28 protein-coding genes are annotated in these 25,907 nt (G+C 40.6%); 1 reads left to right on the top strand and 27 read right to left on the bottom strand.

Annotation, left to right across the window (positions count from 1 at the left end; genetic code table 11):
* Positions 1 to 14: 14 nt before the first annotated feature.
* The 15 genes from KKC46_11860 to KKC46_11790 all read right to left on the bottom strand — a co-directional run bounded on the left by KKC46_11860 (position 15) and on the right by KKC46_11790 (position 12,796).
* Positions 15 to 632 carry a polysaccharide biosynthesis/export family protein gene (locus KKC46_11860; GenBank protein MBU1054506.1) on the bottom strand — a complete coding sequence of 206 codons (618 nt, stop codon included), beginning with the start codon at positions 630 to 632 and terminating at the stop codon, positions 15 to 17.
* A 293-nt stretch (positions 633 to 925) separates the two neighbouring features.
* Positions 926 to 1,117, bottom strand: a complete 192-nt coding sequence (locus KKC46_11855) for a hypothetical protein (protein MBU1054505.1) — start codon at positions 1,115 to 1,117, stop codon at positions 926 to 928.
* Positions 1,118 to 1,130: 13 nt separating this feature from the next.
* Entirely contained in the window at positions 1,131 to 3,128 is a 1,998-nt protein-coding gene (locus KKC46_11850; GenBank protein ID MBU1054504.1) for a tetratricopeptide repeat protein, read from the bottom strand.
* A gap of 179 nt (positions 3,129 to 3,307) precedes the next feature.
* On the bottom strand, positions 3,308 to 3,700 hold the full coding sequence (locus tag KKC46_11845) for a four helix bundle protein (GenBank protein MBU1054503.1): 393 nt from the start codon (positions 3,698 to 3,700) through the stop codon (positions 3,308 to 3,310).
* 375 nt (positions 3,701 to 4,075) lie between these two features.
* Positions 4,076 to 5,713, bottom strand: coding sequence for an undecaprenyl/decaprenyl-phosphate alpha-N-acetylglucosaminyl 1-phosphate transferase (locus tag KKC46_11840; GenBank protein ID MBU1054502.1), 1,638 nt, complete (start codon positions 5,711 to 5,713; stop codon positions 4,076 to 4,078).
* Between the two features lie 185 nt (positions 5,714 to 5,898).
* Entirely contained in the window at positions 5,899 to 6,291 is a 393-nt protein-coding gene (locus KKC46_11835; protein MBU1054501.1) for a type II toxin-antitoxin system VapC family toxin, read from the bottom strand.
* Entirely contained in the window at positions 6,288 to 6,548 is a 261-nt protein-coding gene (locus KKC46_11830; GenBank protein MBU1054500.1) for an antitoxin, read from the bottom strand. The genes KKC46_11835 and KKC46_11830 overlap by 4 nt, the downstream gene beginning before the upstream one ends.
* 95 nt (positions 6,549 to 6,643) lie before the next feature.
* Positions 6,644 to 8,209, bottom strand: a complete 1,566-nt coding sequence (locus KKC46_11825) for an EpsI family protein (protein MBU1054499.1) — start codon at positions 8,207 to 8,209, stop codon at positions 6,644 to 6,646.
* A gap of 296 nt (positions 8,210 to 8,505) precedes the next feature.
* Positions 8,506 to 9,159, bottom strand: coding sequence for a four helix bundle protein (locus KKC46_11820; GenBank protein ID MBU1054498.1), 654 nt, complete (start codon positions 9,157 to 9,159; stop codon positions 8,506 to 8,508).
* A gap of 25 nt (positions 9,160 to 9,184) precedes the next feature.
* Entirely contained in the window at positions 9,185 to 10,195 is a 1,011-nt protein-coding gene (locus KKC46_11815) for a radical SAM protein (protein ID MBU1054497.1), read from the bottom strand.
* A 132-nt stretch (positions 10,196 to 10,327) separates the two neighbouring features.
* Positions 10,328 to 10,720, bottom strand: coding sequence for a four helix bundle protein (locus KKC46_11810; protein ID MBU1054496.1), 393 nt, complete (start codon positions 10,718 to 10,720; stop codon positions 10,328 to 10,330).
* Between the two features lie 27 nt (positions 10,721 to 10,747).
* Positions 10,748 to 10,918, bottom strand: a complete 171-nt coding sequence (locus tag KKC46_11805; GenBank protein ID MBU1054495.1) for a hypothetical protein — start codon at positions 10,916 to 10,918, stop codon at positions 10,748 to 10,750.
* A gap of 55 nt (positions 10,919 to 10,973) precedes the next feature.
* Positions 10,974 to 12,074 carry a glycosyltransferase family 4 protein gene (locus KKC46_11800; GenBank protein ID MBU1054494.1) on the bottom strand — a complete coding sequence of 367 codons (1,101 nt, stop codon included), beginning with the start codon at positions 12,072 to 12,074 and terminating at the stop codon, positions 10,974 to 10,976.
* 156 nt (positions 12,075 to 12,230) lie between these two features.
* Positions 12,231 to 12,542, bottom strand: a complete 312-nt coding sequence (locus KKC46_11795) for a putative addiction module antidote protein (GenBank protein ID MBU1054493.1) — start codon at positions 12,540 to 12,542, stop codon at positions 12,231 to 12,233.
* A gap of 86 nt (positions 12,543 to 12,628) precedes the next feature.
* Positions 12,629 to 12,796, bottom strand: a complete 168-nt coding sequence (locus KKC46_11790) for a GxxExxY protein (GenBank protein MBU1054492.1) — start codon at positions 12,794 to 12,796, stop codon at positions 12,629 to 12,631.
* Positions 12,797 to 12,979: 183 nt separating this feature from the next.
* On the opposite strand from KKC46_11790, the gene KKC46_11785 reads away from it, so the two are divergent.
* Complete coding sequence (locus tag KKC46_11785; protein ID MBU1054491.1) at positions 12,980 to 13,180, top strand: hypothetical protein; 201 nt, start codon at positions 12,980 to 12,982, stop codon at positions 13,178 to 13,180.
* A gap of 145 nt (positions 13,181 to 13,325) precedes the next feature.
* Here KKC46_11785 and KKC46_11780 read toward each other — a convergent pair whose 3' ends face one another.
* The 12 genes from KKC46_11780 to KKC46_11725 form a co-directional block, all read right to left on the bottom strand.
* On the bottom strand, positions 13,326 to 14,021 hold the full coding sequence (locus KKC46_11780) for a class I SAM-dependent methyltransferase (protein MBU1054490.1): 696 nt from the start codon (positions 14,019 to 14,021) through the stop codon (positions 13,326 to 13,328).
* A gap of 354 nt (positions 14,022 to 14,375) precedes the next feature.
* Complete coding sequence (locus KKC46_11775; protein ID MBU1054489.1) at positions 14,376 to 15,659, bottom strand: glycosyltransferase family 4 protein; 1,284 nt, start codon at positions 15,657 to 15,659, stop codon at positions 14,376 to 14,378.
* 164 nt (positions 15,660 to 15,823) lie between these two features.
* A complete protein-coding gene (dinD, locus tag KKC46_11770) occupies positions 15,824 to 16,690 on the bottom strand; it encodes a DNA damage-inducible protein D (protein MBU1054488.1) in 867 nt (288 codons plus the stop codon).
* Between the two features lie 354 nt (positions 16,691 to 17,044).
* A complete protein-coding gene (locus KKC46_11765) occupies positions 17,045 to 17,308 on the bottom strand; it encodes a hypothetical protein (GenBank protein MBU1054487.1) in 264 nt (87 codons plus the stop codon).
* A 204-nt stretch (positions 17,309 to 17,512) separates the two neighbouring features.
* Complete coding sequence (locus KKC46_11760) at positions 17,513 to 17,965, bottom strand: glycosyltransferase (protein ID MBU1054486.1); 453 nt, start codon at positions 17,963 to 17,965, stop codon at positions 17,513 to 17,515.
* A gap of 39 nt (positions 17,966 to 18,004) precedes the next feature.
* Positions 18,005 to 19,111, bottom strand: a complete 1,107-nt coding sequence (locus KKC46_11755; protein ID MBU1054485.1) for a glycosyltransferase — start codon at positions 19,109 to 19,111, stop codon at positions 18,005 to 18,007.
* Between the two features lie 11 nt (positions 19,112 to 19,122).
* Positions 19,123 to 19,905, bottom strand: a complete 783-nt coding sequence (locus KKC46_11750; protein ID MBU1054484.1) for an O-antigen ligase family protein — start codon at positions 19,903 to 19,905, stop codon at positions 19,123 to 19,125.
* An 821-nt stretch (positions 19,906 to 20,726) separates the two neighbouring features.
* Positions 20,727 to 21,731 carry a hypothetical protein gene (locus tag KKC46_11745; GenBank protein MBU1054483.1) on the bottom strand — a complete coding sequence of 335 codons (1,005 nt, stop codon included), beginning with the start codon at positions 21,729 to 21,731 and terminating at the stop codon, positions 20,727 to 20,729.
* A gap of 101 nt (positions 21,732 to 21,832) precedes the next feature.
* Entirely contained in the window at positions 21,833 to 22,972 is a 1,140-nt protein-coding gene (locus KKC46_11740) for a hypothetical protein (protein ID MBU1054482.1), read from the bottom strand.
* A 7-nt stretch (positions 22,973 to 22,979) separates the two neighbouring features.
* Positions 22,980 to 24,140 carry a CapA family protein gene (locus KKC46_11735; GenBank protein MBU1054481.1) on the bottom strand — a complete coding sequence of 387 codons (1,161 nt, stop codon included), beginning with the start codon at positions 24,138 to 24,140 and terminating at the stop codon, positions 22,980 to 22,982.
* A 245-nt stretch (positions 24,141 to 24,385) separates the two neighbouring features.
* Positions 24,386 to 25,108 (bottom strand): class I SAM-dependent methyltransferase, encoded by a 723-nt coding sequence (locus tag KKC46_11730; GenBank protein ID MBU1054480.1) that lies wholly within the window; start codon positions 25,106 to 25,108, stop codon positions 24,386 to 24,388.
* 11 nt (positions 25,109 to 25,119) lie between these two features.
* Positions 25,120 to 25,866 carry a phosphotransferase gene (locus KKC46_11725; protein MBU1054479.1) on the bottom strand — a complete coding sequence of 249 codons (747 nt, stop codon included), beginning with the start codon at positions 25,864 to 25,866 and terminating at the stop codon, positions 25,120 to 25,122.
* Between the last annotated feature and the right edge of the window lie 41 nt (positions 25,867 to 25,907).

Here is a 25,907-nt window from a genome sequence, read left to right as displayed (position 1 = left end):
TACCAATCCGTTGATCAGGGTACAACAACTATATCACCCTTTTTCAGGCGAATATTCTGTTCCAGATTTTCACCTTTCACAATCTTGTCATATTCAAAAGGAAACATTTGTGTCTTACCATTTTCTTCACGAAAAATCTTTATTTTATTGTTTTTTGCAAAAACATTTAGCCCGCCTGCGGTTGAAAGCGCTTGCAGTACATTGATATTGGCATTTAGATTAAATCTGCCTGGAGCATTCACCCGTCCGATAACGTAAACAATCATGCTGTTGGCCTGTCTGACTTCAAGGGACAAAACTATATCCGGTACATAGCGGGCGAGTTTGCCTTCAATTTCCGCTTTAAGCTCTGCAACGGTATTTCCGGCAGCCTGTATGTTGCCAATCAATGGAAAGGAAATAAAACCGTCCGGCAAAACAGTTGGTACGCTTGTCAATGCCTCATCTTTCCATACCGAAATGCTCAAAACATCTCCAGGTCCGATTATATAACTCCCTGCTTCAGGCAAGATAGCTGCTTCCTCTGCTGCCCAGGATGATGAGTGAAGCATGATTGTAAATATGCCTGCCAACATAATTAAAACATACATTTTTTTCAACATGTATACAGTCTCCTTCTTTGAGTAACTCATGAGTTCAAGGTTCAACAAGGTTCAAGGTTCAAGGTTCAAGGTTCTGGGTTCAAAGTTCTGGGTTCAAAGTTCTGGGTTCACGGTTCAAAGTTCTGGGTTCAAAGTTCTGGGTTCACGGTTCAGGGTTCAAGGTTCACAGTTCGAGGTTCAAAGTTGATTGACTTGAATGCATAGAATACTTTTTTTCATAACTCAACACTCAAAACAGTTTTTTTCTTTTTCCAACCGTGAACTGTAAACTGTGAACTTTTTTTCTTTTTCCAACCGTGAACCGTGAACTTTTTCTTCTTTTTCTAACCGTGAACTTTTTTTTCTTTCCAACCGTGAACTGTGAACTTTTTTCTTTTTCTAACTGTGAACTTTTTTTCTTTCCAACCGTGAACTGTGAACTTTTTTCTTTTTCTAACCGTGAACTTTTTTTTCTTTCCAACCGTGAACTGTGAACTTTTTTCTTTTTCTAACTGTGAACTTTTTTTCTTTTCCAACTGTGAACTTTTCTTAACGCATCCCAGCCACTATCTTCTCCGCCTGCTCTCTGCCTTCAAATCCGGCTTCAGACGTCAAGGCCAACTGTAGATACTCTTTTGCTTTGTCCAAATTTTTGTTTTTATAATATGCCATACCCAAATGATAAGCAAACGTAGGATTACGGGAAATTTCCACCTGGGCTTTTTCAAGATATTCGATGGCCGGTTTCAACTCATTTCTCCGATAATGAATCCAGCCAAGAGTATCAAAAATCGCAGGATTATTTGGATTAAGAGTCTCAGCTTTTTTAGCCAGGACCAAAGCCCGATCAAGATCTTTTGCACCCTGCCCATGTTCCGCCAGTAAAAAGGCCAGGTCATTTGCTGCAACCCAAAGATTCGGCTGAACCTTCATTAATTGCTCATATTCTGCTTTCGCTTTATCCCAATTCTTTCTTGTAAGATAGCTGCTTATTAGCTTTAGATAGCCAAGGGGCAACTTGGGAGCCTGCTGTTTGATTTTTGCATATTCTTTTTCCGCCTGCTCGAAATCACCGGATGCCTGAAAGAAATCACCCATTTCCGCCCTAATCTCCAAATCTTTGGGATTGGCATCAAGAATTTTTCGATACTGTGTTTCTGCATCTTTAAATTGTTTTTGTGTTATAAAAAGACGCGCCATAGACCGAACTAAATCCCGTGATTGGGGCATAAGTTTTATGGCATTTTGAAGGGTATCAAAGGCCATATTGGTTTCCTTATTTAACATATGGGCCTCGGCAAGCCTAATATAGCCGGGAGCAAACTGAGGGCTTTCGTTTACAACTGTCCGAAAGGCTGAAACAGCCTGGAGTCCTTCTTTCTTCCTCAGATGAATGGCCCCCTTGATATAATTGGTATCACTGTTTTTGGGGCTTTCCTTTATTACTTCATCTACATATAATTTAGCCTTATCGATCTCATTTCGGCCAAGATAGATTCGAGCCAGTGTATTTTTTGTCTGGATAATATGCTGGTCAGCCGGATTATTATTCAGGGATAAACATTCCTGGAGCACCGCAATAGCCTGATCATAGTTCTTCATGCGCGTAAGCAAATCAACCAGGGCAAAACGTATTATAAAACTTTTTTCATTCTTACGGATACCCTCTTTCAACTCTTGCTCAGCCTCGGCCGGTTTGTTTTTTATTATATAAAATTTAGCCGCCTGAATCCATGATTTCTCTTCCTCCGGTTCGGCTGAAACCATGGCATTAAGGATTTCTTTCGCCTGTGACTCTTTGCCCGAGTTCCATAAAATATCTGCCAGAGTCAGACGGAACTTTATTTCTTTTGGCTCAATATCAATAATTATCCGGGCAATTCTTATCGCTTCATCCGTCTGTTTCCTTTTCAGGGCAAGGTTGATCAGGGGAAGGTAAAGAGGTACAGCCTTTTTATTAACCTCAATACCTTTCCGAAGTGTCTTTTCAGCGCTCTCCTCATCTCCCTTTATTTGATAGGCTAAACTTAATAGAAGGTAACCGTCTGGTTTGTTAATCTTGCTACCCACAACATCTAAGAGAAACTTGAGTGCATCGTCCGTATTTTTTTTAGCCAGCAAAACAGCCCCTTTAAGGATATTTGCATCTTCATTGTTCGCATCGCTCTTTAAAACCAAATCTGCTTTTGCTAAAGCCTCGTCCGTCTTACCCGTGCTAAGCAACAAACCGCCCAACTGAACATGGCTGTCCAGATTTCCAGGATCAAGCTCGACGGCCTTCGAAAAGTTTCCATAAGCAGCTCTTAGATCCCGATTCTTCATAGCAATCAGACCAAGCAGATGATAGGCATCGGCAAATTTAGGATCGATTTGAATAGCGTTTTTAAGCTCCAGCCTGGCCTTAACATAATCTCCTTTTTCATACAAAGCTTTGCCTTTATTAAAAAATTCCATCTTCCTCTCTTCCGGCCCGCTGCATGAAACCAGAAGCATGACTGCCAAAACCAGCGCTATTCCAGAGAAAACACTACGTCGAATAATAATCATCCATCCTCCTTTATTCTAAAAAAACTACTCAATCAAGTTATTAGGTTCACGGTTTAGGGTTCAGAGTTCAGAGTTCAGGGTTCACAGTTCAGGGTTCAGGGTTCTGGGTTCAGGGTTCAAGGTTCAAGGTTCTGGGTTCAAGGTTCAAGGTTCACAGTTCACAGTTCAGGGTTAAGAGTTCATGCTTTACGGTTATTTAACTTGAGCTCTTCATATTTCTTGAGATAGTTGATAAATCCACGAATGGCAGCTCGGGTTTGTCTAACCTGTTCGTAAACATCTTTAAATTCGTCGGAAGATATGTACTCCTCGTCCATAGCCATATATAGTTCGCTCTGAACTTCCGTACAAGACCGTTTAGCATATCTCAAGAACCGGATAAACTCCGCATTCGTCTCGGAATCAAACCTTTCAGCAATATTATGCATCGATGATCCGGCGGCATCTTGTATCTGCCTCTTCAGCCCATAGTCCGTCGCAAATCCCGGTTTCTTTGTCAGACGGTACACTTTTCGAGTCAACACACGTGCCAGTTGCCAAGCCTCAATGTCTTCAAACCGTTCAATTTTCATCGCTCTTCAACCTTAACCCGTGAATTTAGAACTTTATTTCTTCTTTTCCAACCTTGAACCTTGAACTGTGAACCTGGAACTTTATTTATTTTTCCAACCCTGAACCGTGAACCGTAAACTGTGAACTGTGAACCGTGAACTTGGAACTTAGAACTTTATTTCTTCTTTGCCAACCTTGAACTGTGAACCTGAAACTTTTTTTATTTTTCCAACCCTGAACCGTGAACTTAGAACTTAGAACTTTATTTCTTCTTTTCCAACCCTGAACCCTGAACTGTGAACCGTGAACTTAGAACTTTATTTCTTCTTTTCCAACCTTGAACTGTGAACCGTGAACCCTGAACCCTGAACCTTCAACTGTGAACCTGAAAACCCTCACATCAACCCCCGCACACCTATGATAGCCAAACCACCAAGCGTACTAACCGTAAGAGCATTAAATTCCCCCCTGAGTTCTGTGATTAATACTTCATAGCTAAACAAAATTACAATCAGTTTTACCACAAGCATACCCACAATATGGCTTTGTATGGAATCAATCGGAAGATTAGGAATAACAATGGCTATGAAGAGAACCAGAAAATCCATGGTAGTCACATGAAAACCTTTGCTCCTTCGGGAAAACTTGATTGTAAGAATAACAAAAAAAGCCATAACTGCCAGCCCAATGTGGTACCCCATCATTATTTCCGGTTTGATCCAATCTGCGATTCCTTCCTGACTAAGGTAGAGGATAAGAGGAATACTCAGGTAAAGAGCAGCGCGCAGGCCAAGTGACCAGGCATTTTTCCCAAATATCCGCATGACAATAATCAGCAATCCGAAACCAAGTGCAACATAGATCGCATATCCGGGAATCTCCCTGGGCAGAAAACAGGAAAACATAAAAATCAGCGGGATCAAGACCTTCGATATCTCAAAGGAAATACGGATCACAAGCTTCTTGTCTCTGATGTTTGCCAACCTTCCTTTAATGATGTGATCGATCAGGTGGTAACGCTTAACCCGGAATCCTTTTCTGTCTGCTATGGCAAATACACTGATAAATAAAGCTGAAAAGATCAGATAACCTGCAAAGCATTGATACGCAAAGTAATACCTGAAAAGAATAGCCGAAATAATCATCAAAGACTGGATCAGGTAGATAATTACAACCGCCTCGGTATGGAAAAAGCCGATACTAATCAGCCTGTGGTGGAAATGGTTCTTGTCCGGCAAAAAAGGAGATCGGCCCTGCTTCATCCTTTCTAACATCACAGTGAGAGTATCAAGAATCGGAAAACCCATAATAATCAGAGGCAAAACCGGATTCACAGAAACATTTTCCTGAGTAACCTTGATCGCCAGCACAATAGCCGAAAAACCCAGAAGCTGGCTTCCCGTATCTCCCATAAAAATGCTGGCCGGATAAGTATTATATCGCAAAAATCCGAATATAGCCCCCACAAAAGCCAGAGAAAGAAGTAAAACTGTATTATCCTGAATCAGATAGGCAAGAAAACCGATGCAAAAAAAACCGAGCAGAGAAATCCCCCCGGCTAAACCATCAAGACCGTCGGAAAGATTAATGGCATTTGTTACTCCGACAATCACAAGCAGAGTCAAAACAACTGCAAGCAAATCCGGCAATACAGTACCATAGGACAGCAATGTGCCGAGATTAGTGATCCTGATGCCGCCATAAAATAACATAATCAGGGCAGCTAAAACTTGTCCTAGAAATTTAAGCCTGTAATCCAGCCCCTTAAGGTCATCCACCAAGCCGAAAATAACCAGAATCGCTCCGCTCACAATATAGGCATAAATAAAATCATTTCTCGGAGCCCACATTAAAAGGGGAATTAATACACCAAGAGCAATAGCAAGGCCACCGATACGGGGTATTGGTATTGTATGGATCTTGCGCGAATCCGGCATATCAAGGGCATTTCCTCTCACTGCCAGTTTTCTTAAGATGGGAATCAGGACGATAGTAATGAATACAGATAAAAGTAAAGCAGATAAGTTTTTCATGCAAATATGGGTTAGGGGTTAGGGGTTCAGGGTTCAGAGTTCACGGTTCACGGTTCGGGGTTCGGGGTTCAGAGTTCAGGGTTCACGGTTCAGGGGTTCGGGGTTCAGGGTTCAAAGCTCGGGGTTCAAAGCTCCTATCCTGAAACCTGAACACTGATTTGAACTCTCTTTTCGAGAGAAAAAATCTATAACCCATAAAGATACAGACCTGCAATGGACTGAAAATGTTTATCTTTAGTGTATAGCTTTAAACCATTTTGAAATGCCACAGCCGCAATCCATATGTCATTTGTGGGGATTGGTTTTCCGATTTGTCTTAAGTTATAAAGTATTTGAGCATAGAATTCGGTAGTGTCCTCATCGACAAGATAAAGAACCACTCTGGGGCTGTCAAGAAATTGCTCAAGTTCTTTGCGGTTCTTTTTCTCCATTCCTCCAATTTTGAACCCTGACAACAGTTCTCCAATGCTGATCACAGAAAACCCGATTACGTCGATTTCTCTAAGGACTTCTACAACACTGTCATCCCCTTTGAGTGCAAGCGAGTATATATTAGTGTCAATCAGCAATTTTTTCATTGCCATAATTCCGGATCAATTTTTCTTTGTTTGTCAATATCTCCCTGAATCTTTTCATGCTCAGACTTCGACCATTTTCCAAAAAGATGGTCTAAATCGTTATACTGCTTTGAAAACTTTTTCTTCTTTTGTGTTCCAAGATTCTGACTAATCAGTTCAAGGATAAACTTGTTGACACTCTTGCCTTCACGCTGAGCAGCATACTTTAGCTTTTCAGAAATGGAAGAATCAATTCCTCTGATTGTAATTGCCTTCATAAGTATCTCCATTATGTGCTATCATATTAAAACATCTTAATGATGTCATAATATGATGTCATAGAATGCTTGTCAAGTTTTCTTATTTCCTTTAATCACTTCCCTTCCACATGCTGGTTATCTTTTAAGAACTTCAATAACTCTGTCATCATTTCCCGAACAAATTGATCCAGCCTTTTTTCTGCATCCTTAATATCTTCATTCGGCCCAATAATAGTTATCGGTCTGATAAAAAGATCATAGGTATTATCTTTTTTTATTGCATTAAGAGCCAAATGCAGGCGGTTTATGTTTTTATCATGACTTGTCTTATCTTTGGTCTGGAACCAGAAATATACCAACTCATGTGTCCCTAAACTTTCCATAACCATTTTTATTACCGATATATTACCAAAGTGCTCGACATTATATATGTCATGAGTTGTTGTTTCTATCACTTTCCATCCGGATGATGGCAGACAAACGGTAGGGCTGTGAAAAAAATTATCGGTTTTCATAAAAGCGCTTTTTATATAACCAATATAAAGCGAAACATTATCATTCTTATCATTTCTATAAAAGCCTGAAAAAGCCTCTTCAGCACCGGATTTTATTATAATCTCATTATCAATATAATCCGCTCTTCCTTGCCATTCTGAAAAATTCAGGGGGAAGCTTTGCATACCACCCGCGATAACAAAAGGAGGCATTGCTTTTGTATTCCAACTGAAAAATGTCAGTATCACCAATAAAATTGCAGATACAAGAAAACCGGCGTAACCGGTTTTCCTGGGAATTGCAGTATCATTTACTTCAGGTTTCTTTGATCGCACATCGGATTTTTCCGGAAATGCTTTTCGCATAATATAACCAATTAAAAAAAGAAATGCGAAAGCAACCATAAATATTGCCCAACCGGAGAAATCATGAAAAAATCCTTCCGCAACCTCAGCACCGTAATAAGTGGCAAGAATAGCTGTTATCCCTATTCTCAAACCGTTTGTAATAATTGCAATGGGTACAGTTAAAACAACAAAAAAGATCTTTTTCGAAAGAGCTTTTTCGAAAAAATATGAGTAAATCACACCAAGAGCAAGAAGGGGAAATACAAATCTCAAACCGCTGCACGCATCCACAACCTGTAATTGTGTAACTCCAAGGTCAATTACGTTCCCGCTCAAATAAACAGGTATGCCGAACAACTTCACCAACCAAACTCCCAGTTTTGATGAAACGTTTTTCAGAAAAACTCCAAAGGTTCTGTCAAGAATATCCGGTAACGGCACCATAAAAACAAGCATGCCCATCGGTACCAAAGCTTTTTTTATAAAATCAATCCCAAGACAAAACATCGCAAAGAATATTATCATAACCGGTATGGAAGGCATTGCCACGTTTCCGCTGGAACCTAAAATACCGTACATGGAAACAAGGAAGAAGAATAAAAGGGCAGGCAAAACAGGCCATGATGTTTTAAAATCAACCTTTTTTATTTCATTCCTGTTATCCCATAACAGATAAAGTGTAATAAAAGGAATCAACATGCCATATGAATAATCATCGTTTGTCATCCATATATTTACCATGCTGTTTATAGGAATCCAGTAAGCAAGAATAAAAAGGCCAAGCAAGATAGCAAGATAAAATCTGATATCTTTAAAAATATTTAATTTTATATTCATATTTAAAAATCCCGTTTTACTTTATGCAGCTTAAAATAAAAAGTGTTTAGTGACTAAGATATGCAACTGACAAAACTTTCTATAAACCCCAAGATCCTCAACATCCAAATAATTTTTACCATTCACTTCACTCCCCCTGACACCTGAAACCGTGAACTGTGAACCGTGGAACCCCGACACCTCATCCCGAAACCCGAAACCGTAAACCCTGAACCCTATCCTGACACCCGACACCTTAACCTGACACCTGACACACGAAACCCTGAAACCTCTCAGCAGGTGTCAGGTGTCGGGTGTCAGAGTTCAGGAAGATTTTCAGCAGTATTGGGCCAGCCATTAAGCATACGAATGCATTCCTTATAACGATCCCTAAATTCTAAATAAACCATTTCTGTGATGTAGTCTTTGAGTTTTGCCATAAACAGATGGTGAATGGTTTCAGCAGCTTCTCCTCTACTACGATTCACGCCTTCTATTTTGTTACGGATATGGCGATCATCGTTTTTTTCGGCAAGTTGTGCTGGAGCACTGTTTGAAGAGCGCCTGGCCTGGCTTCCCAACTCATATTTTTCTTCGACAGGCCACATGTGCGTCAAAACACAAACTTCAATATGCAACTGACACAACTTTCTATAAACCCCAAGATCCTCAACATCCAAATATTTTTTACCATTCACTTCACTTCCCCTGACACCTGAAACCCAAAACCGTGAACTGTGGAACCCTGACACCTGAACTCTGAACCCTGAACCCTGACACCCTGAACCCTGACACCCTGAACCCTGAACTCTGAACCCTGAACCCTGAACCCTAACACCCGACACCTTATCCTGACACCTGACACCTAACACCCGAAACCCGAAACCCCTGAACCCTGAAACCTTATCCTGACACCTGAAACCCGACACCTGACACCTGAAACCCGACACCCGAAACCTGACATCCCCCAATCACTGACACCTGAAACCTGAAACCTCATCCTACATCATATATTTCTATGCAATCGGTATTAACTTTAGCACCCATAAGGCTTTTTAGTTTGTTACGTATAACCCATTTCAACGGATGCTTGATATATTTATGCATCACGGGCGATACCGAACCTATCATCCAGCAATTCTTGGGGCATGTTTTAACCCTCTGTCGAATCATAGAAGCATGGTTGCTTTGCCAAAGTTCATCAAAATGATTTACTTTACCAATATTTCCAAAACTCTCAAACCAATATTTTTTTTCCATCCCGTTACATGGCAGTACTTCTCCATAAGGATCGATAAAAAAATTTTCGGTGCCGGCTTCACACGGAAGCAATCGTTTTTCACCACGGATATAATTAATCAGGCCCAGATTAAAAAAAGCCCGGAACCAGCTTTTGGGACTGTTTTCTTTAAGAAGGCGATTTATAAGTTCTGCAAAATTATCTATAACTTCATCCTTATTTGTAATTATATTGTCATCCTTGTGGAAATAAAATGAATTATGAAATGCAGCAGTAGCAAATTCCATCTTCAGTTGCTTGGCCAATTCATAAAGCCAAAGCATATCTTTGGAGTTGTTGTTTGAAACCGTAATCCCAAACCCTACATCTTTTCTTCCCATTGCACGCAAATCCAGCAAGGCTCGAAGCCCCCTGTCAAAACCTCCCTGCTTACCACGAAGTTCATCGTTTTTTTGCGATAATCCTTCAATGCTTATGCGAAAACCAAGCGAAGGATACTTTTCAGCAAGCTGAAGTAATTTATCAGTATACCAACCACTGGTAGACATACATACACGTTTGGATTTCTGCATAATAACATGTATGATCTCATCAATATCATCTCTTATTAAAGGCTCTCCGCCGGTAACATTTGTAATATTCACCTGTGGCATTTTCTCCAGTTGCTCAGGCTTTATCTCTTTTTCCCTGTCAGTCGGATTATCCCAGATATTACACATCTTACATCGCATAGGACAGCGATAAGTAACTATAATAGAAGCATCCATAATTGCCTTTTAGGTTTAAAATGGGTTAGATGGTTGTGATCGTTGTGATGGTTTAGATGGTTTAGATGGTTGTGATGGTTTAGGTGGTTGTGATGGTTATGATGGTTTAGGTGGTTGTGATGGTTTAGATGGTTATGATGGTTTGGTTCGTTTTGTTCGTTGAGAACGCAGGTAACGAAGTAAGCCATCGATGATTTTTATTGTTTTTAGAGCCTGGTCATAAATGTCAGTAAAAGCATCTTTCGTAATAAATTGTTGATCCTTTGCAATATACAAACAGTTTTGAGTTTCTGCACAGGACCTTCGAGAATACGTCAAAAAGCGAATGAATTCATTATTAGACTGGGCAGCCCAGCCTTCGGCTGTATTATTCATCACAGAAATAGCTGCCCCTGTTATTTGACCAGTGAGACGATAGTCTTTTTGAAAATCCCTATTTTCATTGATGGCTCTATAAACCATGTTGACTAACTTCCTGGCCTCCTGCCAACATTCCAGATCCTCAAAACGATTTATCGTAGGCATCGATCCCCCCCCAAACCTTCCTAACTATCAAACACTCCCAACCGTCCCAACGCTCCCAACGCTCCTAACGCTCCAAACCATCCCAACCATCTCAACGATCCTAACGCTCTCAACCATCCCAACGCTCCCAACGTTCCCAACGTTCCCAACGCTCCAAACCATCCCAACCATCTCAACGATCCTAACGCTCTCAACCATCCCAACGCTCCCAACGTTCCCAACGTTCCCAACGCTCCTAACACTCCCAACGCTCTCAACCCCTCAATACCGATAAATACAATTCCTCCATTTGATCCGTCACCCTATCCCAGGAATAATTTCGCCGAACATGTTCTATCGCAGCAGCCTTCTTTTCCTCCACTTTCTCCGGGTGTGCTATAAGGTCAGAAAGTACATGCCGCAGGTCTTCACTATCGCGATTCCGAAATGTGTGGCCATGGTCTTTGATAGCTTCAATGTTCTCCGGGATATCGCTCGACATGCAACAGTTGCCATAGTTCATGGCTTCCAAAAGCGCCACAGGAAGACCTTCCATAGTTGAAGGCAGACAAAATAAATAGGCATTGCTGAAAAGTTCTGCAAGCGGAGAACCGGTTAAAAAACCTGTAAAAATAATACGGGGATCTTCACTTGCAAGTTCTTTGATTTTTGATATGTAATTTTCGGAATGAGCCGCATCACCGGCAATTACAAGCTGCATATCGGTTTTGATTTTTTTAAATGCATCTATTAAATAATGCACCCCTTTTTCCTCAACAAGCCTTGCAGCAAAAAGGATATATTTATTCGGATTAATCCCCTGTTCAAGCAGCCATTTCGGGACAGTCTTTTCAACAGGAGCGACTCCGTTTGGTATATAAATTACATCTCTTCCAAACTTTTCCTCAAAGTATTTTTTTTGCACTTTGGAAACTACAGTGGTTTTTGTGGGAAAATATACTGCCGTGTAATCGGCAAATCTAAAAAAAGTACGTCCAACAATTCCCCATTTGTCCCTTTTCCACTCAAGCCCATGAGTTTGCACAACAGTTGGAATACCTTTAATACGCGGAAAAATGGAAAACAGCGAAGGACCTACCGCATGCACATGAACAAGATCGACATTCCCGGATCGCATAACATCAAAAGTGGCATTAAAACATATTGACATCTTGTGAAGCGATTTGGTGTTCAAAGATGCAACAGTCTTTATCTTCATACCTTTATAAACACCATCAGCAGTTCCATAATCCCGGCTGGAATAAACGGTCACATCATGCCCCCTGTCCGCCATCCTGGAACCAAGCTGTTCGGTAACGCTTTCAATTCCTCCGCCAATGGGGATGCCTTTTACTGCTATATAAGAGATGCGCATATCAGCTTGTTTCGCCCCATTCTGTTTTGCAAATATTGCGAAGCCACCTAACGCTGTCTTTCATATCTTCACGGTCTTTCCATATCCCAATGAATGGTTCATTAACAAGATCTGATCGTTTCGATTTTTTCATGTTCCATTTGTTGCCTCATTTATTTAATGTCCGGATCTCATTTGGTGCTGAGGCTTAATAGCGAGGCTGAAACCCAACTCTGCAAGCATCCGATTGAGTGTACGGAGTTCCGGGTTTCCTCGTTTTGAGAGCAACCTATAAAGACTAACACGATTCAATGCAGCTTTTTCGGCAAGTTCTGATATTCCGCCACGGGCTGCGATTACATCCCGTAAAGCAAGAAGAAACACTTCCTGGTTAGGATCCACAAGCGCTGCGTTAAGATACTCCGCTGCTTCTTCCGGATTCTTGAGCGCCTCCATCAATTCGTCATCATAGTTGCTGGTCCGTTTCACGATTCCTCCATATATTCTTTCCAATAAAGCCTGGCTCTTTCAATATCCTTATCTGACAGGATTTACATGATTAACAGGATGATTAATCAGACCGCTCCGGAAGAGCGGCCTGAAACACGCAGCCGCTTCGCGGAGGCTTCAATTTCGATGACCATCGCTTTTCGATAGACGCTTTCCAAAAATCCAAATCCCAAGTTGTTATAGACTTGGTAAGCGCAGCCGATTACTTTGTGGGTTACGTCTTCTTTCTCCACCGGATTACCCTCATCGCCACAAGCGATGGTTTATTGCCTGACCGGCTTCCGGCCGGTCGGCAACATCCTGTCCATCCTGTTAATCCTGTCTAAAAACCTTGGTTAATAAATGCCTTGCGTCAATAACCTGTTGCTGAGCTACGGAAAAAATACAATATTCAGATTGGAGACCCGGTTGATCTTATGCTTTCCGCCAAAGGAATTTTAATGAAGCCGGTTTTAAAACCCCATACCAAGGCATCCCTATCTGAAAAATTATTCGGCATTTTTTCAATGCATAAAAAAATACAGGATGATTTGTCCAAAGAGGGTGATAAACAAAATATTCTTTATAGTTACGACAAAGATTTCGACAAATTCAGAATTGTAAGAAAAGAGCCATGAACCCAGCTGTTCGGTAACGCTTTCAATTCCTCCGCCGATGGGGATGCCTTTAACGGCATGTAAGAAATGCGCATTTTATTTATCACTAGCAATCTTTTCGTATTTCATTCTTCATAAGCTATAAATATCATACAAATAGCTATTATTACAGGGAGGGACCACCTCTCTTGATTGGTTTTTCAAGAACAATGCACGCTTGGTTCATTAATCCTTTTATTTTTGTCACGGTAATAATCTTATCATATAGCCTACCCATTTTACTTATGATCGGAAACTGGAGATATCCTTGAATAAAGGAGTAACAGTTGGTCTCAACCGACCTAAAGCCACACATTTCATAGGTTTCAATAAAGCTGGATATATCCTTATAGTTATACTGTGTTTCCCACCCGTCGCCCCCTCTTATCAGTCTATGGAACCACAGGGGCGTATACTTCGATATCATCATCTCCGGAGCTTTTGGATTTGGTAAAGTTGTTATAAAACGCCCGCCAGGTTTAAGTACCCTGTATATCTCTCGTGCAGCCATTTCAAGATTTGAGACATGCTCAAAAACAAAATTAGCTACTACTAAAATATAGCGATCTTCTGCAACAAAAGGCATAGATTCAACCGAAGAGTGCCAGCAGTTCTTCACTTTTGAATGATTAATTGAGCAATTTTCAATATCGATACGATCGCAGAAGTATTCAATTTTTTCTTGATCTATTTGATTTTCTATAACGACACTGCGACCAGCGCCTACATTGAGCATTAGTGGTGTTGTGGTGACACAATTTTTTTGTTCTTTGAGAAAATAAATGCACTGTGTTATCAAGTATCTTTCGGCAGGAGTTTGCATGAATCGGGTTCTCCCTTACGGTCGGTTACCTGGGTAATTGAGTTGCAAAAATCTGGCCTTCATCAAACAAAAGGCAGAAAATTATTATTTGTTTCAGCAGAAGACTATTACTGACAATCAAACAATTTTAAATCTTTTACTATTGAAGAAAAGTCAAACCCACCAATGCTATTTTTGTACCTTTTGCTTCATCTCCCACAGCAATCTTGATGTTACGGATTTTAGCATCAGGGTATGGATTGAGTTGTTATCAGCCAAATCCACTATTTCAATATCGCACAGCAGGCCTCTTACAAGGAAAATACTCTAAAAAGCAGGTGCTTGTTTAACAACAAACTCATTTGGTTATGATTCTTATCTGCCAACTGCCCTTCCAGCCTCACTTTCTTTTCTCCGGTCGATACAAAGCTGAAATAATTCATCCATTGAAGCAAGATGCTTATCTAAAGCATGAACCTCGTCAACTTTTTCTCTTGCTAACTGCCCCATTTTCTGGGCTTGTTGGGGATTATTCAAAAGCATATCCAGTTTAGCAGCAAGATCTGCGGTATCACCTGCCTTGAAACGATAGCCTGTCACTCCGTCATCAACCATTTCGCACAAGCTGCCCAAATCTGAAACCACTGCCGGACGCGCATGCGACATGCCTTCCAGAACAGTATTAGGCTGGTTTTCATACCAGACCGACGGAACCACAAAACAGAAGGCGCGGTCATAGAACATAGTTATCTGCTCAGCATTTTGAAATCCATAGAATGTGATCCTGCCCCGCAAATCATCGGGAATGCTTTCTTTTAATTGCTTGGCATAAGCAGTTGTATCATCCCCGACTATAGAGAGCCAGGCTTGATTATTTTTGAGCAACCTAAAAGCAGCAAGCAGCGTTTCAACTCCCTTTTCATGGCTGAGGCGACCGACAAAGAGTATTTCCTGCGTGGCTGGCAGCGATGTGCAGGCCGGAACCTTGACCATAGTCGGGATGTGCACGACTTTCTTCGGATCGAACCCGCCCTGAATCAACTTTTTACGGGTAAAGGCCGAAGGAGTAATAAAGAAATCAATATGATCATAAAGCCTGCGCACGCGTGACAACCACATACCGGCTACTTTGATACACGCTGCGGCTTTAGAGCGCTGATATCCGCCACATCCATTGCGGATTGCCCTGGCAAGCCCATGTTCCAGGCAATCTTCACAAACGTGTCCATCACGATAGAGCAAATAATTGGCACATATTTTATTGAAATCTGACAAACGCCAGATAATGGGGACGTTATGTTTTCGACAGGCATCAATAATACTGTCACTGAAAAAAACAGCATTAAGACAAAGAACGATATCGGGTCGTTCATTAATTATCAGGCGCTCAAGTTTGCGCTTAGCCTCAAAATAGTAGATTGAATTACAAGCATAAACAATCTTATTGAATAATGACATTTTATAATCGCTAAAATAAACATCGTTATCTCCTGCGGGTGGCGACACAAAATACCGGCTGTAAGGAGTTTCGCGGTTCTGTTTGAAGGCCACGCAAAAAGGTATAAACTGATGATTAGCCATGCTTTCCATGAGGGAAAACATGTATTTTTCAGGGCCGCCGGTAACGAAATAGTTTCTGTTTACGGTTAGTATCTTCATGTATCTCTACTGGCTATATATATTTTTGAATCAAACAGATTGATTGAGACACTAATTTTTCCCAAGCGGAGTGTCGTTACTAACCTTCTGAGCATCCAACATCACGGAGTTCACTTGCGGCTGTAAGCCATCCAGGTGAAACGATTGGTTATAAAAGTTATGCCCTATTCGTCGATATCGATTATATTTTCGAGCGGTGTAGTTTGTTTGGCCAATTTCTTCTTTTCGGCTTTATGCAGTCGCTCAATCTTTTTTAAGTCCTCAGATGGAGGAAGGGATTCAGGTCTTATGCCACGCTTGACAAGAACACCGCGGACATCAGTATTGTTTTTAACATGTTCATCGGTAATGTTGGATTCAGTATCGAGATCATCCCTTTTGATATTGAAATTCGTAATTTCATTGGCAAAATCTTTTGCCTTTATGGTTATGGTCGGCAAGAAGTCTGCTAAGGGTCGCCCTTTAGGGACCTTGAGTCTATTTTTCATGTCCTGCGTTGTTTTACCACCAAATAGCGCATGGTCACCTTTACTGCGGATGCGCGCAAAACTTTGCGATTCACCCAGACGTTCGAAGATGACACCTGATAGCTCTTTTTCAGAGATGGTCAACTTTTTACGGGCACTCAGTCGTTCAATTTCCGCCAAACGCTTTTCTATAATTTCTTGCTTGCGTGTCTGCACAGCAAAATATGTCTGTGCAAATGCGATTTCATCTTTTGAGGGGTCTCCATTTTGAGCTATAAGATAACAGGCATAGCGGTCGAGAGCTATGTCTTCAATAGAGCGTTTAGCCCCAGATCCGACCGGTACCATTTTCCTGACATCAAGAAAATGGTCTGGGACTTTATAACCTGCCGTTTTACAAGAAACTTTTGCCTTGTCAGTAACTTTGACAAAGTTTTCCCATTTTGCATAGCCAAGCAACGGCTGAAGGTCTCTAGCGAGCCAAAACTCGGCGCCGGTATCTGTTTCTTTTTGTACGATCTCCTCAAAATTGGTATGAAGCCTCGCGATCACATCCTTTTTCATAAGGCAGGCTCTCCTTTATTATTTAAAATTGAAAAATTTTATATAGCAAAGCAAGCACGTATTTCTATAACAAAAGATTATAACAAGAAGCCTTCCCGAAAAATGCCCAAAATTCTCCATCGTATCCAGTATGAAGTTGAACTCGCTTAAACGCCCCTGATGGTTCAGTGACTTAGCTTCGTATCTATATTCTGGTGTATTATTGTTTTGGCTAAAATTGACGCAGAAAGGAACGAACTCGTGATTAGCCATGCTTTCCATGAGGGAAAACATGTATTTTTCAGGGCCACCGGTGATGAAATAGTTTCTGTTTACAGTTAATATTTTCAATGCGTTAAGTGGTGATATTGTTGTTCATTTGTTTTTATCGATCGTTGTAAAGTGCTTTATAATTCTGGCGGGATTCCCTGCTACGATCACACTTTTAGGAACATCTTTTGTAACTACAGCGCCTGCTGATATTATTGAGTTTTCGCCAACTCTCACATTTCTTAATATTATGGCATAAGTTCCTACGAATACATTATTTTCCAAGGTTACTGCCCCCCCGACCATCATCCTCAGAAAATGCTGTATGTCTATATACAGAGTGGTCATGGCATAATACTGTCGCACCATAAGTTATATAGACGTTATTTCCAATGACAATACTATTTCTGTATGTGGTATCAATTTTAGCTTTGTGGCTGATAAAAACATTTTGGCCAATTTGCACCCCAAGCATTCGATAGCGCCAGACAACTATTCTCCGGACTATCTTGCCAATAGCTATTTTGATTTTATTTATGTTCATAAAAGCTTTTAAATGTCTTAGTGTCCTGATTAGCGATCTTCCCCAACACAATCTGCAAGTAATGCTCCGCCAGAGCTTTGCAATGCTTTTATCGATAGTATATTCCTGATTAAATAATGTGCGACATTACCTGCTCTTTCTCCGAGGCTATCGTCTTTAAGCATCTGAATGATCGCACCGGATAGCTTATCCGGGTCCTCTGGCAGAACCAGAATCCCGGTTATGCCATCATGTACCACTTCGGCATTTCCACCAACATCTGTTGCAACCATCGGCTTGCCATGGGCCATCAATTCAAGCAAGGTCATCGGCAAACCCTCCCATCTTGATGAATTCACATAAAGATCGCATGCAGCATAAACTTCATGGAACTCACTAATGGAGCCGGGGAGTTTGATTATTGCCTGAAGCCCTACGGATACAACCAATTCATTGAGTCGATCTTTTACCTCACCATCTCCCCCGATAATGCGACTGTGAATAAATGGTTAGCTTTTTTCAAGACATCGAGTCGCTACAATCTAATATCCCAATACTTCACAATAAATATTTTCTAACGCATCAACCATTTTTCGTAAATTAAATTCCTTGTAGACCTTATCCTTACCCCTTACCCCCATTCTGCGCCTTAAAGTGTCATCACCTAGCAGTCTTACAATTCTCTGGGCAACCCCATATTCGTCACCAATATCTGTCAGAAAACCGGTAAGCCCATCATCCAGAACTTCTCTTGTCCCTTCGCAGTCCGTTGCAACTACAGGAACGCCAGAGGCGAGCATCTCAATGACAGCATTGGGGAGCCCTTCCCTGTCAGACGTCAGCACCCCTATATCCGTTATCTGCAGTAGCTCCTCAACATCTTTACGAAAACCCAGAAAAAACACATTGCGGTTCAATGCCCGATCAATTACTTCAAGTTCCATTTCCTCCCTTAAAGTGCCGTCTCCTACGATCAAAAAAGCAGTATTGGGTTTATCTTTGAGAACAATAGTGGCAGCTTTTATCAGCATCATTGGGTTTTTTACCGGTTCCAATCTAGTAACCATAGAAACTATACTGTCAAATCTTTGCAGGTTCAGGCTGATTTTCTTCATCTCCCGATCTATGCGATTATTAAATCTCATCAAATCAATTCCATTATAAATCACTCTCATCTTGAGGGGCGAGTACTTTCCATACACCCGTTTGCCGGCCTCAGAGTTGGCAATAATTACATCTGAAAGCGCAAAGCTGGGTTTTAATAGCAATTTTTCATATAAGGTCGGCTGTTTTGTCCCCCTGACAAATGAATTTACAATAGGCAAACATGATAATTTCGACGAAAACGGCCCATACACACCGGCGACCGGCATGTATGAATGAACAAGGTCGATGTGATTTTGCCGAATAAAAAGCAATAGATTCCATATAACAAACGGATCCCATCGCCATTTTCGTTCTATAAAATAAATCGGGATATTCAGTTCATTAACATCATCTATGAAACCGGGAGATTTTCTAAAGTAAGCCATACAGGGGTTATACTTTTCTTTGTTAATTCCTTTCAGAAGCTCTACCAATTGCCTTTCGGCACCACCGAACTCCATTTTATCTATTAAATAAAGGATGTTGATTTTATTGCTATTCATGAATGCCTTAGTTACTCTGAAGAATTATCTATGTTATGGCCAGATAAAACAATCGCGGCATTTGAGTATATAATAGAAAAATAGACATATTCATAAATCAAACCCCCGGCAAAGTAACCGCTTATCATAAAAGGCAATATAGAGACGATGCAAATAATTCCCATGTCCCTTGTATATACATCACCTATATGGGGTTTTGCGCGTATATCTTTGAACGATGCTAACAGAGGATAAATAAATATAGCAATAAATGGCATAAAACCGATGAGCCCATAATCAGAGAGAGCCGTTACATACATATTGTGCGCATCAAATTTTTTCAAATGTTGCTTTGGAAAGGACTTCCAAAAATTTTCATAGTATCCTCTGTAGCCTGTTCCTATCAAGGGGCTTTTTTTAAATAGAACCCAACCGGCATAAGCCATATTCTTTTTCGAGATAAAATCTTTGTTAAGCGCTTTTTCTGCGAATCTATCTGTAATCATCGCGTACCCTGAAACCATCAGACTAATTAAAACAAATATTGCTCCAACCACCAGTACCTTTTTAAATTTCTTTTGCAATAGGTAGTATAGGAAAAATGCGAGAACCATCGTGACAATACCTTTTCTGGATACGGTAGATATGACTCCGGCCACAACGCTGGCAGCGATAATTAGACCAATCATTTTCGGAAACATTCGTTTTTCTATTGCATATAGAATACAAGGAATTGAAAGAACCAGAAATATGGCCAGGGCATTCGGATTATTTAAAGTGCCGACAGCTCGAGCTGCCCCCAGATCAGTTGTCATTACGCCAACACCCGATAAAATCTGATAAATACTCACTAAAGATAGTAAGAAAGAAGCAATTATAAAATGCCTTATGTAACTGTAAACATTTTGCTTTTCTTCAAATATGTTCAGTGCGAACATTGAAATACACAGGGGAACTATAACGGAACGAAACAATTCCCTCATAGTTTTCATGTCATAAGAATATGTTGACCAATATACTGATGCGATAGCAACCATCCCATAAAAGGCAATAAAGAAAATCCAGGCATTAAATAATTTGAAATGCCGCTTTATTAGAAGAACGTAAGGAACAAAGGCTATGATTAACGTAAAAAACAAAAACCATTCATAATGAATACCGAGGGTTTCAAATTTGGGTAATAATTTACTCACAAGTGGTGTATAGCATACAATAATAATGTACAGATATAATATAATTGAAGTCATGACACTCTACTCAAATGATAGTTTAATGTTGGATTTATGCAATTCAATCAACTGCGATATATTCATATTCAGTTTCGGGATCTCTATTTCTTTATTTGCTGATTTCAAGGACTTTATTACCTGCTTGATATCCATCAATATCATTGATTTCAACACAGGGAATGCGTTTTCGTAGACTGTTCTGTCCCCATCATCAAAACAAATATGACAGCAGCTATTAAGCTTTTTATCACCATAATAATAATGCTCAATGTCCTGTACTGATATGAAACTATAGAACTTTGAAATTGCCTCCAATGTTTCTCGGAACCAAAAAATAGATGGTACAATAAGGAACAGCATGATCAAATTTACAGGTTTAAACGCGCTGAGAGGATGTATCATGGCTATTACCCGCAGTAAAAATTATTTACTCTTATTAGCGACCATTCAATCCAGAGTTCTTGCGGCCAAGTATGCCCTTCATGAAAACATAGGTTTCCTTTCTCAAGAAGTTCAAAATAGCCATTTGCTTTGTATAGGGCAGCATCAATATACCCATACGACATTTCTACGACAACAAAATTTCCGCTCTCTGTAAAGAGGATATCGTAAGCCATTGAATCAAAAGAGAACCTCTTGTTCATTTGCAAACAATACCTTAAAGGGGCTTCAGGAATGTCGTGTTTATAATCAATAAGGCCACTTCCACTTGCCCTGAAATCGTTGGGTCGATTCTTGCGCCAGAAGGCATAGGCAAATCGATCACCAATAACCGTAATCCTTAAATCAGCAGAATTCCCTGATACGAATTCTTGCCAATACGAAACAGCAAACCGTTCACTGCCAGAGATAACCTGCCATATTTTTTTCCAAGCCCAAAGATTTGTTATGTTTCGAAAAAATGTTTTATAAATTGAATTCAATTTCGCTCGGCTTTCATCCCACAATTGCTGACAGAAAATGTTGGCGACAATTCCGTTCAACTTCCTTCTATTTTTTACAATATAAACATTTTCGCTGCTAGAGCCAAAGGATTCCTTAAGCACAGCAGGCAGTTCCATTTGGTCAATTAATTCCTTTGCATTTTTGTAGTCAAAAGTGACTATAGTCTTTGGAGACGGAATCGCATGATATTTAAAAATATAGCTTTGGGCAATTTTGCTTTCAAAATGCCAGATTGAGTCGAAATTTGGTATAACGAGCTTACCCATATGTTTTTCAATAAAGTAGATTTTTTCTTTTAAGTAACTGGCTGATACAGCGCCCAAATAAGCTGGTTTCCATATAACAACATCAAACTGTTCTACGGTTTTGATCCAATCATTATGATCTATGTCAATAATACTATAATTTACTATTTGGCCCTGGTCTATTCTCTTATCGAACGCCTGTGCAAGCTTATCATGCCACATAGAGCCGTTTTTACCTATTGCAATCTTAATTTCATGTAGCTTCATAGTAACAGCCCTTTCGACTGGAGAGTAGGTTGTATTTCGATTTAATTGTTTTCGAATTAAGTTGCTTCAAGATCTCGCCCCAGAGCAGGAGAATTCATAAATATTACATCTGGCCATTTTTTTATAACACCTTGAAGAAGATATGACAATTGCTCAAGGCCATATTCTCTGTTAGCTCTGTTAATAGATCCTATATAGTTGAAACGATGAGTGTTTATTATAGCCGGCTGATGGTTCCAGAAGGCGAACTGGATTTTCTTCATAGCCTTCTTAACCCAATTAATCCCTGGAGATAAGCAAGGTTCAAAGGCAACATTTCTGACCAGGTAAACCATATTATGAATATTCTTTTCACCTGAAAAATGGAACCTTGTATGGGGTTTCACGTCTATCTCCCCTGAACCCATTTTTTGCCTGGCAGCACCCTGAATATAGCGAATTCCCAATTTTGCCCAAATCATCTCTGCTTCGTCCGACCAATAATGGTTAGGTGGAACCGTGCTCAATGGTGGAAACCCGAAAGTCTCTATGAATAGTCTGTAACCATCCTCAATAAGAGTTTTCAAGTCCACCTGGAAATGAAGCAGTTCTTTATTCTCCACATACAGTGGTGTAAAAAAACTCTGGTTTTCTTTTGAAGATGATAGGGGAACGCCACACATCCGCATTTCAAAGGTTACGCGTGCTTCTTCCGACCCCCTGCGCAACGCCTCTAACCATCTCCACCAGCAAATATGTTCGCGAGCATGCAGCTGCGGCAAATATGTGCGCTGATTTATCCCTTGCACCCATAATGCCGGTAAATCCTTTCTTAACGGGTCATCCTTTATAGATTCAACGACTGGTATATAATGATAACTTTTGAAGTCCGACATTCTAATTCGTTCAAAGTCAGGATTTGCAAGTATCGTGTTAGCAGTCAGACAAGCAGGATTTCCGTGGCCATCGCGAAAGGAATGCAGAGTGTCCAACATGGCTGCTAAATCATCTGATGTTTCAAGAGCGTCAAAATTGAGCGGCGATAGTCCCATTGGCCAGCCCAACTCACAAAGCCGGTCATAGTTTCCCTTTGAACTCGACCTAATAGACCCCCAGTCATCACTCTCAAGCACAAGAATCCTCTCACTGATTTTGTGTGCCTTAACAGCCGTCTTTGATAGATCCGAAAAAAACCGATATGTTGAGAGGATAGTCAAACGTGCCTCACAATTTCTTACTTTCCATCATCTCAAATATCAACTCCATTACTTCTCTGTTAGATTCACAGGATAATATGTTATGAATCCCGAGTAATGAGCGTTGGGAGTAAAGAAGTCGGGTAATCGTACCTGTTCGGTTGAGCCATCTGACGATGCGGTTATGACCCAAAGTTTTATTAATGTAATAATAGTGATGTTCTTTACAGAATTTTTCCCACTGAGATTTTACAAAACCTTGCTCAATAATACTCTTTGACCGTAGACGGATCGTATTTAAAAATTCTTTTTCTTCTTCTTCCGGGAGCCGGCTAATCCCTATCGCCCCTCTAGACTGCTGAAAGGGCAGAATAGAAAATCTTGTTTTCCCGTTTTTCTCTATTTCTAAATTAACTAAAAAGCCCACATACCATGATGCTGCTTGGTTCGGGTAATCAAACAGCAAGTTGCCTTGTCCATAGACAATAAAGCCTCCAAGATACTCTTCATAGCAGCCCGCGCAGTGTGAATGCTGGCAAACTACTGCATTCGCACCCATCTCTATAAGAAAGCGACAGGTATCCATCAAGCGCGGGCTCGGCAATGGATAGTTTTCAGCCCCCCCATGCAGCAAGACAATAAGATGATCCCATTTATTAATATTCTGTTTGATGTTCCGCACATAATCGATCAGGTCTAGCGGATTTACTCCCCAACAATCAGTGCCAGCAATAGAAAACTCATGTTCTGCAAGTGCTAAGAATCCTATTTTGACCCCTTTTTTATTAATGACATGGATTCGTCGTGCAGCTTCGAGATTCACGCCAGCACCAATTGTCTGAATTCCAGAGTGGTTACACACTTCTATGGTACTTCGCAATCCGACCTCGCAGTGATCCAGTGCATGATTGTTGGCAAGATTGACTGCATCAATGGACGCGGCTTTAAGTGCATTAATACTCCGAGTCGAAGCCTTCAGCACCGGTCCGTCCTTGACAATAGGCGAATCACCATCGAATAATGGACATTCTAAATTCAACACAACACAATCTGCCTTTGAGAACTCTAATAGAAAAGATCCGAATAACCCAGTGGCGTCCCCCTCCTCAAATAATCTGAGAGAATCTCCTGCCGGACATACATCACCACCAATGATAATTTTTACTTTATCTGACTCGATCTGGTTCATTTAGGAAAGCTTCCACACGCAAAAACATACGAACCCGCCTTTGGCGTCACTCTACACATGATGGCAATCATGATATTGAATTTCCCATTTAACAATCCTTGAATAATAGGTCAGTACTTCCCACCAAGGGTTTCCTACCCGATTTTGAGGGCATGTGCCAATTAAATAAACGTTCAATATTAGTTATCGAGGGGCCCACCAGCCGTTTTATGCTATCGATAACTTCTTACGGGTTTCCTCTAATGCTATAACCGCCTGCAAACAAAAACAAGATCCTGCGCAAGATTGGGAAATATTTTTAATTCCAGAGCGGCGTTTTCAATAGGACGAAGTAATGACTGAGGAAGAATCAAACGGAGTTCCGTTGCCGGCATAAAACCGATTGGGTAAACTTTTTCGACCTTCAGGCCAGCCAACTTCAACAGTTCATCAACCTCATTATTGGGCATTCCATTGTATCCATCACGGCCGAAAAACCGACCAATGCGATTCAAAAGGCTGCCATCGTTTTTATGGTTATTAAAAACAAGATATCCATCTGTAGTTAAGTGTTTCATTAAAACGTTTATAACTTCAAATCGCAACTTATATTCCGCATTCGGGAAAAAACGAAAAGCTGTGATAAGGTCAAATTGATGATCACCCAGAACATCATTACGTGTAAGATCTGCTTCAATAATAGTCGCTCGCTTAACTTTCTTTTTCGCAACGTCCAACATAGATGGTGATATATCGACTCCATAGGACGAAGCCATCCTATCCTCAAGATAGGCGATAATCCTACCTGTTCCACATGCAAAGTCAAGGTGACGGAAGAGTCGTGCCACCATGAAGCGGCGTAAGATATCATCAAGAACTTTTCGCTCCAATTCCCATACTAACGAACGATGAGGGTTCTTTTGGAATTCATTATCATATGAAACTCCTTTGTCATGTCTCTTGTGTGAATCTCGATAATTTGCATACATCTGGAACACCTCTATTGAAGTTTAAATGACTTTATAAATCGAAAGAAACGGGAGTTTGCTGGTACCAACGACATTCTTTGTAATGGATTTAATGATGATCGCCTTTGGGCCATTTTCAGTCTAAAGAACCTTTCCATGTACGATCGAAACTGGTCTTCATTGATGGCTTCTTTCGAGGCTTCTGAATAACTTCGGAGAAAAATTTGCGCCCAAGGCGCCTCATGCAAGGCACCTATATATCGGTATATTGGGCGGTAAAATAACGTATTGATGAACCATGCAATATCAAAGAATCGCGTTCCCCAAGTTGCCTCACCACCATGTACTGAGGTCATCTGCCAATCTATTACAGCGATTGTGTCATATTGGCCCATAAAAAGAACGTTTTCCACATTAAAATCACCATGAATAAATACCTGCGAATCACCGGGAGCCTGAAACTCGTCAGGAAGTGGTTTTCGCATCTCGTCGGGTAGTATCAAATTGCTATGAATCTCTGCTAATACTTTTCCAATACGAGATACCAACTCCATAGTGGGCGAAAAGGCTAATATGTCCTTCATCATTTGAAGTCCACGGAGCCTTTCGAAAATTACTATTCCCGAAACCTCATCATAATCAATCACCTTTGGTGTGCAAAAAAGGCCTGTATTTTTGGCAATCTTGTAGCCTTGCCGTGCTTTTTCGACCTCAATACGCAATAGCGACGGCTCATCTTTCTTTTTTACTGTATTTTCATATAATTCTACAGTACGCATTTATTTATTATACCGTTCAGCAGTCATCAAACCTTAATCCG

Source organism: Pseudomonadota bacterium, assembly GCA_018817425.1.
Classification (GTDB): domain Bacteria; phylum Desulfobacterota; class Desulfobacteria; order Desulfobacterales; family RPRI01; genus RPRI01.
Note: the sequence above shows the minus strand (reverse complement) of the source record. Positions and strands in the feature narration are given on the sequence as shown.

Coding starts and splice junctions, on each gene's coding strand:
- KKC46_11765 (MBU1054487.1), bottom strand. CDS start 17,308: ATGGTGCGACAGTATTATGCCATGACCACTCTGTATATAGACATACAG.
- dinD (MBU1054488.1), bottom strand. CDS start 16,690: ATGAAAAAGGATGTGATCGCGAGGCTTCATACCAATTTTGAGGAGATC.
- KKC46_11815 (MBU1054497.1), bottom strand. CDS start 10,195: ATGGATGCTTCTATTATAGTTACTTATCGCTGTCCTATGCGATGTAAG.
- KKC46_11730 (MBU1054480.1), bottom strand. CDS start 25,108: ATGTATGCAAATTATCGAGATTCACACAAGAGACATGACAAAGGAGTT.
- KKC46_11800 (MBU1054494.1), bottom strand. CDS start 12,074: ATGCGCATCTCTTATATAGCAGTAAAAGGCATCCCCATTGGCGGAGGA.
- KKC46_11825 (MBU1054499.1), bottom strand. CDS start 8,209: ATGAATATAAAATTAAATATTTTTAAAGATATCAGATTTTATCTTGCT.
- KKC46_11835 (MBU1054501.1), bottom strand. CDS start 6,291: ATGAAAAAATTGCTGATTGACACTAATATATACTCGCTTGCACTCAAA.
- KKC46_11860 (MBU1054506.1), bottom strand. CDS start 632: ATGAGTTACTCAAAGAAGGAGACTGTATACATGTTGAAAAAAATGTAT.
- KKC46_11850 (MBU1054504.1), bottom strand. CDS start 3,128: ATGATTATTATTCGACGTAGTGTTTTCTCTGGAATAGCGCTGGTTTTG.
- KKC46_11745 (MBU1054483.1), bottom strand. CDS start 21,731: ATGTGGCATGATAAGCTTGCACAGGCGTTCGATAAGAGAATAGACCAG.
- KKC46_11785 (MBU1054491.1), top strand. CDS start 12,980: ATGCTTTCCGCCAAAGGAATTTTAATGAAGCCGGTTTTAAAACCCCAT.
- KKC46_11805 (MBU1054495.1), bottom strand. CDS start 10,918: ATGGTTGAGAGCGTTAGGATCGTTGAGATGGTTGGGATGGTTTGGAGC.
- KKC46_11840 (MBU1054502.1), bottom strand. CDS start 5,713: ATGAAAAACTTATCTGCTTTACTTTTATCTGTATTCATTACTATCGTC.
- KKC46_11810 (MBU1054496.1), bottom strand. CDS start 10,720: ATGCCTACGATAAATCGTTTTGAGGATCTGGAATGTTGGCAGGAGGCC.
- KKC46_11735 (MBU1054481.1), bottom strand. CDS start 24,140: ATGAACCAGATCGAGTCAGATAAAGTAAAAATTATCATTGGTGGTGAT.
- KKC46_11775 (MBU1054489.1), bottom strand. CDS start 15,659: ATGAAGATACTAACCGTAAACAGAAACTATTTCGTTACCGGCGGCCCT.
- KKC46_11845 (MBU1054503.1), bottom strand. CDS start 3,700: ATGAAAATTGAACGGTTTGAAGACATTGAGGCTTGGCAACTGGCACGT.
- KKC46_11750 (MBU1054484.1), bottom strand. CDS start 19,905: ATGACAACTGATCTGGGGGCAGCTCGAGCTGTCGGCACTTTAAATAAT.
- KKC46_11780 (MBU1054490.1), bottom strand. CDS start 14,021: ATGCAAACTCCTGCCGAAAGATACTTGATAACACAGTGCATTTATTTT.
- KKC46_11830 (MBU1054500.1), bottom strand. CDS start 6,548: ATGAAGGCAATTACAATCAGAGGAATTGATTCTTCCATTTCTGAAAAG.
- KKC46_11725 (MBU1054479.1), bottom strand. CDS start 25,866: ATGCGTACTGTAGAATTATATGAAAATACAGTAAAAAAGAAAGATGAG.
- KKC46_11755 (MBU1054485.1), bottom strand. CDS start 19,111: ATGAATAGCAATAAAATCAACATCCTTTATTTAATAGATAAAATGGAG.